The sequence below is a fragment of the Dolichospermum sp. LEGE 00246 genome (assembly GCF_015207865.1).
GTDB classification, from domain to species: domain Bacteria; phylum Cyanobacteriota; class Cyanobacteriia; order Cyanobacteriales; family Nostocaceae; genus Dolichospermum; species Dolichospermum heterosporum.
In genome coordinates this window covers 1-3,833 of record NZ_JADEWA010000500.1, presented here as the reverse complement: position 1 = coordinate 3,833, position 3,833 = coordinate 1, and the positions used below count along the sequence as shown (strand labels likewise).

The 3,833-nt window shown below is 33.6% G+C and carries 2 protein-coding genes and 2 pseudogenes; all 4 read left to right on the top strand.

Features of this window, described 5'->3' with window-relative positions:
• Positions 1 to 343 (top strand): annotated as a pseudogene (locus IQ228_RS22910) (type III-B CRISPR module RAMP protein Cmr4); the annotation flags it as partial.
• On the top strand, positions 340 to 780 hold the full coding sequence (locus tag IQ228_RS22905; RefSeq protein ID WP_027402691.1) for a hypothetical protein: 441 nt from the start codon (positions 340 to 342) through the stop codon (positions 778 to 780). The pseudogene IQ228_RS22910 and the gene IQ228_RS22905, both read left to right, overlap by 4 nt.
• Before the next feature lie 2 nt (positions 781 to 782).
• Positions 783 to 2,771, top strand: coding sequence for an RAMP superfamily CRISPR-associated protein (locus tag IQ228_RS22900; protein ID WP_027402692.1), 1,989 nt, complete (start codon positions 783 to 785; stop codon positions 2,769 to 2,771).
• Between the two features lie 14 nt (positions 2,772 to 2,785).
• Positions 2,786 to 3,833, top strand: a pseudogene (locus IQ228_RS22895) (hypothetical protein); the annotation flags it as partial.

Below are 3,833 nucleotides of genomic sequence, written 5' to 3'. Positions count from 1 at the left end.
GAATTTATCAGATTGGTTTCCTTTAGGTGAAGATTTACCAGCAGTTGTAGTAGATGATAATGATATAGCGATGATTCACGATATGGCTTTATATCGTCAGAGTCGAGTCGCTTTAAAAGATGATAAAAAAATGGCTAAAAAAGGTCAATTTTTTAATACAGAAGCCTTACCTGAAGGTACAATTTTAGCCTTCCCAATTGCGATTAAACCCCATGATAAAGATTGGGAATGGAAACCGATTCAGGGTCAATTAAGTGGTGAGATTTATTTGGGTGGACTCGAATCTATTGGTTTAGGTCATTGTCATTTAACAATTAAACATATTACTGAAAAAAAATCATGACTTGGAACTCCTACGAATTAGACCAAAAAGCACAGCATCTAGTCCTTAAATATCGAGACAAAGAGGTTTTAAAGGAATCTCATAAAATGCGCGTCACAGCAGCTTATGGATTAGAAAGATTTTGGGGAGAGCATTTACGCTTAATGAGTAAGAAAGAAAATCGTGAAGATTATAATAAAGGAGAGTTTTGGTTAGCAACTTGGCAAGAATTAGTAGAAATCATGAAAAAAGCCGGAATTATTGTTCCTAATGAAAAAATAGGGCATGATGGCAAAAATTTTAAAACAGAAGATATCAAAAAAATGACGGCTCTGTTTTGGGATAAAGAGCAATTTCCCATTGAGCATCAAAGAGTAACTTTAGCTGTTTTAACTCAATTTTGTGACAGTTTAGTTTGGTGGACACAGCGATTTAATAAAGTTAAAGAGGAAAAATAACCATGAATGCTGAAGATGTACCCATGATGTTCCGCGCTCAAATTGGTGGACGTTGCCAAATTCAGAGAGTTGTTGATAAGCGAAAAAGTGCAGAAAAACGACAAGATGCAGAGATATGGGTTGATGAATGGAAGGGGATTTTTCCTAAAGATTTACTTCCTAAAGAAGTATCTCACAGCAATCAAGCTGTACCTAATTTCCAGCAGCCAATAAATAAAGCTTTGGCACGTTCAAAACCAAATGTAAAACCCGCGAAAAATACAAACTTTAAATTCCCAGAATTTGGTTCTCAGGTAGAAACATGGAAATACACAATCAAATGGAGATTGGTTTCCAATAGCGGACAAGATGAGGGTTTTATCCGTCCAATTATCGGTGCTAAAGGTTTTCCCTATTTCTCTGGTGCAAGCATGAAAGGTGCTTTTATTCGTGCTTGCAAACAACTTTATGGGAAAGAACAGGGGAGAATAGAAGCAGAAAACTATTGTGGTAAAAAATTAGAGGATGGTAGTAGTGAACCTGGAATTTTGCGGTTTCATGGTGCTTATCCAGTTGATTTAGACTGGACAACAAAATTAGTAGATATTGTTCATAGTCAGGAAAGTAGACAAGTAATTAAGGATGATAGAGATAAATTAACTAATGCAAATTCGATGATATCTCTATATCATACTACATTAAAATTCGGGTTTTCTAGTAGCGAAGAATTAGATAAACCCGCATGGGCTAAAATTAAAAAAATCTGGGAAATAGCATTAGCTAATGGACTTGGTTCTAGAGTTAGTGCTGGTTACGGATATTTTCAAGAAACTGATTATAATCAGCAAAAACCTTCCCATCTACTATTACAAATTAAGCTCAAAGGAAAGGGTGGTGTATCAACATTAGTTAATAAAACACCAGAATTCCGTCCGAATATGTTCAAAGCTACATTACGGGGACATACTTTACGTTTATTAGCAGGAATGACTGACGGAGTTACAGCCAAGGAAATTACTAAAAAATTATGGGGTGGATTTGGTGACAAAAATAATCAAGATTCAAAAGATGCCAATGTGGGATTATTGGGAATAAATTTTGATTTTAATTTAGAAAATTTTAGCTTTCCATCTAATCCCAAACACTATGAACTTTCGCAAGGGACTTTAAATATTTTTTGTATGCATCCTGAGATAACTGATGCAGAAAGACTCAAGTTAATTAATACAGCCAAAGCTATAATTAAATTTACCATGCTATTTGGTGGAATTGGTAAATCTTGGCGCAGAGTATGTCATAAAGAGTTTTATATAACCTATTTTGAAAAGCATCCAGAAAAGGTTATTGGTTGTCACTGGCAATTTATTGATGAGTCAGAATATTATCCTATCAATAATTTAGAAAATGACAAAAATAATCCCAATGATATTGCTAAATATATCCAACAAATTCGTGATGTAATTCGGAGTTGGATACCACAAGATAAGCAAATTAAACAAGATGTTAATTTATTAAGCAATATACCAACACAGAAATCTACAAATACAACTGTCATAACTAATATACCCAATAACAAAAATACATCAAAACCAAATCAAGCTCCTATTCTCAAATCTCCACCAAAACGTCCCGAAACTCTCCAGAATCAACCTCAAAATCAATCAAATAAAAATGATGACATCACACAATGGCGAGAAGCTTGGTATGCACCAAAAGTACAAGTGTGGTCGCGTTTTGCAGAAAATAGTAAAAGTCTAGCAATTCACTGGTTTCATGATGCTTATAAGGGGAATGATAGGATTAGAAATCCTCATATTTTAGCGGGAAGTATGGAAAATACAGGACGCATTTGGCATCGAATGTATCCGCGTTTTGTTACTAATGATCAGGGTGAAATTGTGCCAGGGAAAGGTTATGTAGAGTTGCTGACTATTTTTCCTGATGAATCTTCAGAAACTAAAAAGTTTTTGGATTTTCTCAACAAGAATAGTGAATTTAAAAAAGTTTGGTAAGTAGGAGAATTAATATGTCAATTTGGATTCTTACAACAGGCAATAGTGATGTGCAGCTAAACAAAGATTCCTATTGGGAAGATTTTTATGAAGCTGTTAGATATGATGATAAAGATATCAGAAAATGTGATAAATTTGCGGCTATTCAGGAAGACAAAGCTACCGACGAAGTTTATCCTGTTCCTGCTAGAATATTAGGCATAGTATATAGAAATCATGTACAAGAAAATTATGACGATTTGGCTTTTCCATTGTTAGATACTTTTACTCAATATTTTTTGGATAAACTCAATGAAAAACCATCCATTATTATTGTTTTGTTGACTGATCAAAGAAATATATTTGTTGATGAAAATGGTGATTTGAATGAGAAAGAGAAAGTAGAAAATGAATTCTCTCCTTTTTGGCAAGATACTTGCACTTTAAAACTTATACTTCAGGAGTATTTTAAGCAAAAAGAAATCTTCTCATCAATTAAACTAGAATTCTGCACTTTAAGACCATCTAAGAAAGGACTAGATAACTGGAATGAAACTTTAGAGGTAGTGCAAAAAGAATTTAAAAATATTCAAGAAAAATTAAGAGAATATCCTGAATATAAACCTGATGAAACTGTATACGTTAGCCATCAAGCGGGAACTCCAGCAATTTCTTCAGCAGTACAATTTGTAAGTTTAAGTAACTTTAAAAAGGTCAAGTTCTTATCCAGTAATATATTTTTTAACAATGATAATAAGCCAGCATCAGAGCCTCAAATAGTTGAGATTTCTAATTACTGGATGGGAATCCAAATTGAAAAAGCGAAACAATTAGTTCGTAAAGGTTTACCTGGTGCGGCTTTGTCTATGTTAGAAGAGATTGGTTATGTAGATACTAAAAACGTTATACCACGTTTAAAAAATATGGTGAGCGTATTTAATATTCGTGAGAGTTTAACTAAAGGGCATGAATTTGATGTTATACCAGCAATACAGCGTGTTGTTGATGCCTTAATTCTAGTTGAAATTTTCTTTCAAGAAAAGAATTATCTTCAAGGTATTGCTTTATTGGCTGCTGCTCATG

Bases quoted from the DNA above. Each gene is read 5' to 3' on its own strand.
- IQ228_RS22905 (WP_027402691.1), top strand. From the start codon at position 340: ATGACTTGGAACTCCTACGAATTAGACCAAAAAGCACAGCATCTAGTC.
- IQ228_RS22900 (WP_027402692.1), top strand. From the start codon at position 783: ATGAATGCTGAAGATGTACCCATGATGTTCCGCGCTCAAATTGGTGGA.